Raw genomic sequence first — 5,416 nt, 5'->3', positions numbered from 1 at the left:
GCCAACCCGGGTCTGGATAAAATCTTCGACAGGGAGAAAGAGCAGCGCCGGGTGGAGACGGTGCAGGCGGTGGTGGATATCGGCCTGCAGGCCAGCGATATCGTGAGGACGCAGGGCCAGATAGCCGGCGAGAAGGCGAAGCTGGACCCGAAACTGCTGGCGGCAGCGAAGACGCAGCTGGAAGAAAAAGCGCGGCAGAACGGGGTGAAAACGGCGCCCGGCTACGACGATATAGCGAAGCAGGCTTACACTAATGCCATGGCGCCGTGGGGAACGGGCAGCGCCCTTCAGCAGGGCATCAGCGCGGCGACGGCGGCGGCCTCGGCGCTGGCGGGCGGCAACGTGGCGGGAGCCGTTGCGGGCGGTGCGGCGCCGTACCTGGCGGAGCTGATACATAAAGCGACCACCACCACGGATGCAAACGGCAAAGAGGTGGTTAACGTTGAGGCAAACCTGATAGCGCACGCGGTGCTGGGCGCGGCGGTGGCGCAGGCGTCGGGCGGTTCGGCGCTGGCGGGAGCGTCAGGCGGCGCGGCGGGCGAGTATATCGCGCAGCAGCTCTATCCGGGCGTGGACCGTGCAGACCTGAGCGAGGAGGAGCGTCAGACCATCAGCGCGCTGGGGACGCTGGCGGCGGGGCTGGCGGGCGGGCTTGCCGGGGACAGTGCGGGTGCTGCGGTAACGGGTGCGCAGGCCGGGAAGAATGCGGTTGAGAATAATAATCTGGCTGTGCTGAGACAAGGGGCAATACTTGCCGCAGAAGGATGTACTAAAATCGCTGCCTGTCGTAATGCTTTGTTCGAGAAAGGTTTAGGAAGTCTTCTGGGAATAGGTACCGCAGTCACCGTACTGGATAAGCTTTCAGATACTGATAAAGAGTACTTATTGGGTGTTGCTGCGACCGGTCGTGCCGATTTGATAGAAAAACTAACGCCGGAGCAGCGGGCAGCCTATGACTATATGGTTGCGCAGGATCAGAAAGGGCTGGTTACTATCTTCCCTGCACCGGATAAGCCGCTGACAATTGGCAGCCTGGAAAATCCACTTCCGGAAAACCGTAGGGGAACGACACTGACCACACCAGATCAGCGAAGGCTAAATGGTGCTACAAATACCGGAAATACTGAAGGTGCGCCGGATACTGGCGGGAATACCACAGTAACACCGGTTCCGAATGGACCGAATAAGGATGATTTGGCTTATTTGTCAACTGGAGAAAATATTGCCAGGAAAAATGCGAATGAACCAATTCGATTTATTGATGGTGTAAATGTACGAGATATAAAAACAGGCGAAAATTTTAGCGGAACCGTAGATTTAAAACCTACTCTTGACAGGATACAGACTGGTGGTGCTTATCCACATAGAAATGATGGAACTACATTCCAGAATCGTCCTGACAGGGTTACCGGTGAAACAGGGCTTCCTCCGCAACAGCCCGGATACTATAAGGAATATGTACACCCAACCCCGGGCATTTCTGGTCCTGGTCCCCAACGGATAGTTGTTGGCCAGAAAGGTGAAACGTATTATACGAATGACCATTATAAGACGTTTATAAGAATTAAATAGGAAAATACGAATGACTGATAATAATGAAGTATTCAGGTTTACTGATGGCCCAGCATCATATGATACAGGCGAAGTCTTCTTCGCCAGATTAGATCCGTTAATTTCTAATACTGACGAGTTATTAAAATCTCTATATTACCTGTTATGGTTTCCGGGATATTTTGGTTTCAACTGGAATGCATTGGAAGATTGCTTGCGTGATTTTGATTGGATCAATGAGGAAAAAATAATAATAGTTCATGATGTGCTGCCAAATATTTCACGTAATGATCTAAAAATATATTTAGAAATTTTAAGAGATACCGTATTGGATTGGTATGGTTATGAGCAGCATACACTAGAGGTGGTTTTTCAGGAAAAAGATCGTGATTATATTACTAATATTCTTTTATCTTAACGTTACGTCATGTAATTTAAGCAGATAAATGGAAGTTAGGCAGGGGATAATTCCCTTGGTGCGAGATCATCAGATAATCTCGATAAAGCCGGTGAGGAAAATTCTACCCGATGGTTCGAAGCGATTAGCTACTGTTAAAACAGGAGCATTCCAGTGATAGTTGATAAGACTAAAGAAAATTTAACGAAAGGCATAGATAACTATTTAATGAATGGTTGTGCGGATATCAAATATTATGAAGATCACTGTTAGTGAGATGATAGACTACCTCAACGCTCTTTTTTTTCAATAGATATCAGATTGGCTGAAGATATGTGTAAAAAGACCTTACAGTCAACGCATGTTGACGATTCTTTTTTTAAAGCAATCTGCCTTAATAACTTATTTTTATCTGAGAGTGAATGGTCATTTGCATTTAATTATATCCTAAATGAAGATATCAGCATCCCTGAGCTTGAAAAGGCGCTCTTCTACTTCTATTGTGCAAAAAATGAGAAAAATACTTATCCCGTACCAGAAGGATTATTTAAAAAAATGATAGAGAGATATAAGGAATTAAAAGATGCTCCCGATGCAAATTTTTACCATCTACATGAAACTTATAGTGACTTTAGAAAGGTCTATTCATTAAGTTGCTGAAAAAATCCCGGCTGCGCATTCATTTTTTTATTTTGATTTCAGTGTGTTATGATTTTTTCAGCCAATTAATAATCAGCCGAACCACATCCAGGATAATCTTAAAGGCTTACAATAATGCCAGGCGCCGTGGGGAACGGGCAGCGCCCTTCAGCAGGGCATCAGCGCAGGCCGGGAAGAATGCGGTTGAGAATAATGAATTGTTTAATTTGCCATCAGGATTCAACAGCTACGGTAATGCAGCAGTACTTTGGGAGAATCAATGATGAATTCAGGAGCTCCAGCAGAAAAAGTCAGTGCAGCACTGAGTAAAAATGCAAAAGGTGACTTGCCAGAAAGTGCGAATATTACAAAAGTTATCGTGAATGGTTATAAGGATGGTGTGCTGATTGCAGGAGCAGCTTACTTAGGCCCTGCTGCAAGTGTCAGGAAAGTCGTGACCGGTGCAACGATAGCTGAAATAGCTAATGGTACTTATCAGTGGTTTGATATCAATAGCAAGAAGAATCAGAGCCTGCCTGAATACCAGCGAAAAACATGGGATTACTGGGGAAGTGCTTCTGCGGCTGTTACCGGGGCGCTGGCTCCAGGGCGTGGGATAGGAGCCAACTTAGGGATCTCACTGGGAGGAACTGGTTTACTGATGGGCCTGATGAGGGTGCCTTAACTGGCACAAGCGCTGGATGGGCGTTTGGTACAGCAGTTGGCTTGATTGCACCACCATTATTTAACCCTGTTTTAGGCTCAGGTTCTGCCCCTGTCGGTGATATTATAGGTGCAGTAGGAGGAGAATTTATTAGTAATGCTACAAAGGATGGAATCAATGAAAAGAAAAAATAAGCCAACTATAATTTTACTATTTTTAAGCATTGTATACATGGTTTTCTGCTGTTTAATTTTCTTTTCTTTGGCTATGATAATTATACAACTACTCATTAACCATAAATTGAGTATTGATCAATCAGATACTGAACATGTTTTGGCTGCAAGTATCATTGCGGGAACAGCTGCGGCTCTGAGAGCGTGGATCTTCGCGAAGATAGACGAGAAAAAGGCCCGAAAATCTCCTCCATCTGATCCTCAGTAATTAGCGATCCCGACCACCAGGTTGGGATCTTTTTTACCGCTCAACTTTTCCTGAGCAGCAACGCTGGGCACGCCGGGCGGAGGGGTGGCGGAAGAAGGCGCGGGCAGCGCGGTGACCGGGGCGCTGGCCAGGGAGAATGCTGTTGAGAATAATGCGCTGAGTGGAGATAACGCCCGTCAGCCAGTCAAAGAATGTGCAGAATGGTGGAAGAAACAGGCACGCGACAAGCTGGGTGAAGGCACGACATCAGCTATAGCAAACAGCATTATTAATGCTATTGCGGATAGCGGCGATACGGCAATAGGTTCAGCGGATTATATTGCCGATGCGGCTATGGCGCTGGCATCATGCGCAACAGGCGACGGCTACTGCGACAGAGCATTAATTGACCTGTCTGATAAAAATCAAGCAGTGGCGGACAGCGTTAAAGCCCTGATGAGCAGCGATACCTGTTCAGCAGTAGCCGACACGATCAAACAGGCATCTGAGGGAAATCAGGCTGCACTGGAAGCCACGGGCGGGATGCTGGCCGGGATTATATTACCAGGTAAAAAAGTTCCACATGTGCCAAACTCAGGAGCTGTAGGGGATATGGGTGAGTTCTTTAAACAGTCTGGTTTTGGTAACCTGGCAAAAGAAAGTTCGCAGAAATCTAGCCAGGTATTCCAGGGGCAAAGTGTTTATCAAGCTAAAAATGCTATTGGTGAGCATATTTCCAGAGGAGATAAATATTATCTGGATGGACTGCATAAAGACCATATTGAAGTTTTTGATAGCAGAGGTAAAGTAAAAGCAGTACTTAACCTTGATGGGTCATACAATCAGAAAAAACGGAATCTGCAATTAAATAAAGCGGAGGTTGCCAAAATGATAAATATTGATTCTTTGGATGAATTTAGTCGTGAGTATCTGGTTTTTTTAAAGAAACAAGAAGGTAATGAATTGCGAGATGAGAATCTTTATCTTGCCGACGATTATTCACTTGTCGATAGCATTCAAAGGGATGTTAAAAATATAAATCTCTCAGTTGAACTATTTATTAAGGCTAAAAATAGCAATGATGAGTTGGCTATGCGAGCGGCTTTGTTGCACATCAGAAGTTTCATGATGGGAGTATCTGGAGCTTTTTATCAAGCGGTTGAGGATATTGATATTTATTTCAAGATTCCTAATGAGAAACCTTTCCCTGAAGATTATAAAGTTCCCGAACATTATAATTATCCGATTAAGTAATGATGACAAATCACAGTCAACCGGCTGGGGTTTTTACTTTATAACCAGCCAGTTATCTTAAAGTGGTCGCCACTCAACCAACCCTTCCGGGATCTTCCGTGGCCGCTTCTGCAGTGTAGCGAGCACCTGAATAAACTCCTCAATCTGCCGCTGCTTGCGTGCGGAGAGCTTTTTGCAGGCTTTACGCAGCGTGGTCACCACTTCCGGCTCGGTGGGTAGCTCCGGCTGCGGTTGCTGTCTGGTGATACTCATGCAGTCCGGCATTACCCGGACATTGCGGGTAAGGGCGGCTTTGACGTGACGGTGGGCGACCACACGCAGCTGAACGCCGCGGTTATCGGCTCGACGGCGACGGCGGACAAAAACCGGCTGGATACGGGCACGCTGGGCTTCAGCAGTATTGAAAACCGCGCAGACTATAAGGTCGAACACCAGAGCGTGGGCATGAGCAGCGGCGGCCCTATTGGCAGCCAGATGCCCGGCAACCTGGT

7 protein-coding genes and 1 pseudogene are annotated in these 5,416 nt (G+C 46.8%); 7 read left to right on the top strand and 1 reads right to left on the bottom strand.

The genetic code is table 11. From position 1 onward, the window contains the following. The 6 genes from EGK14_RS20945 to EGK14_RS21675 form a co-directional block, all read left to right on the top strand. Window positions 1-1,572, top strand: a 1,572-nt coding sequence (locus EGK14_RS20945; protein ID WP_199746513.1) for a VENN motif pre-toxin domain-containing protein, incomplete at its 5' end; no start/stop codon positions are given. A 10-nt stretch (window positions 1,573-1,582) separates the two neighbouring features. Next, window positions 1,583-1,969 (top strand): barstar family protein, encoded by a 387-nt coding sequence (locus tag EGK14_RS20940; RefSeq protein WP_125290990.1) that lies wholly within the window; start codon window positions 1,583-1,585, stop codon window positions 1,967-1,969. 300 nt (window positions 1,970-2,269) lie between these two features. Then, complete coding sequence (locus tag EGK14_RS20935; protein WP_233598566.1) at window positions 2,270-2,608, top strand: hypothetical protein; 339 nt, start codon at window positions 2,270-2,272, stop codon at window positions 2,606-2,608. A 259-nt stretch (window positions 2,609-2,867) separates the two neighbouring features. After that, window positions 2,868-3,272, top strand: a complete 405-nt coding sequence (locus EGK14_RS20930) for a hypothetical protein (RefSeq protein ID WP_233598565.1) — start codon at window positions 2,868-2,870, stop codon at window positions 3,270-3,272. Between the two features lie 41 nt (window positions 3,273-3,313). Further along, window positions 3,314-3,445 carry a hypothetical protein gene (locus EGK14_RS21765; RefSeq protein ID WP_255416559.1) on the top strand — a complete coding sequence of 44 codons (132 nt, stop codon included), beginning with the start codon at window positions 3,314-3,316 and terminating at the stop codon, window positions 3,443-3,445. 331 nt (window positions 3,446-3,776) lie between these two features. Continuing rightward, window positions 3,777-4,925 (top strand): hypothetical protein, encoded by a 1,149-nt coding sequence (locus EGK14_RS21675; RefSeq protein WP_233598564.1) that lies wholly within the window; start codon window positions 3,777-3,779, stop codon window positions 4,923-4,925. A 57-nt stretch (window positions 4,926-4,982) separates the two neighbouring features. Here the strand turns inward: EGK14_RS21675 and EGK14_RS20910 are convergent, their stop codons facing one another. After that, window positions 4,983-5,177: a hypothetical protein gene (locus EGK14_RS20910; protein WP_233598563.1), complete on the bottom strand. Its 195-nt coding sequence runs from the start codon at window positions 5,175-5,177 to the stop codon at window positions 4,983-4,985. 24 nt (window positions 5,178-5,201) lie between these two features. Here EGK14_RS20910 and EGK14_RS21460 point away from each other — a divergent pair. Further along, window positions 5,202-5,416 (top strand): annotated as a pseudogene (locus EGK14_RS21460) (hemagglutinin); the annotation flags it as partial.

It is taken from the genome of Erwinia sp. 198 (assembly GCF_003937915.1).
GTDB lineage: Bacteria > Pseudomonadota > Gammaproteobacteria > Enterobacterales > Enterobacteriaceae > Erwinia > Erwinia aeris.
The sequence above is the reverse complement of the archived record's forward strand: the minus strand, read 5'-3'. Positions and strand labels throughout refer to the sequence as shown.

Excerpts from the sequence above, each read along its gene's own strand:
- EGK14_RS20940 (WP_125290990.1), top strand. The coding sequence starts at position 1,583 with ATGACTGATAATAATGAAGTATTCAGGTTTACTGATGGCCCAGCATCA.
- EGK14_RS20930 (WP_233598565.1), top strand. The coding sequence starts at position 2,868 with ATGATGAATTCAGGAGCTCCAGCAGAAAAAGTCAGTGCAGCACTGAGT.
- EGK14_RS20910 (WP_233598563.1), bottom strand. The coding sequence starts at position 5,177 with ATGAGTATCACCAGACAGCAACCGCAGCCGGAGCTACCCACCGAGCCG.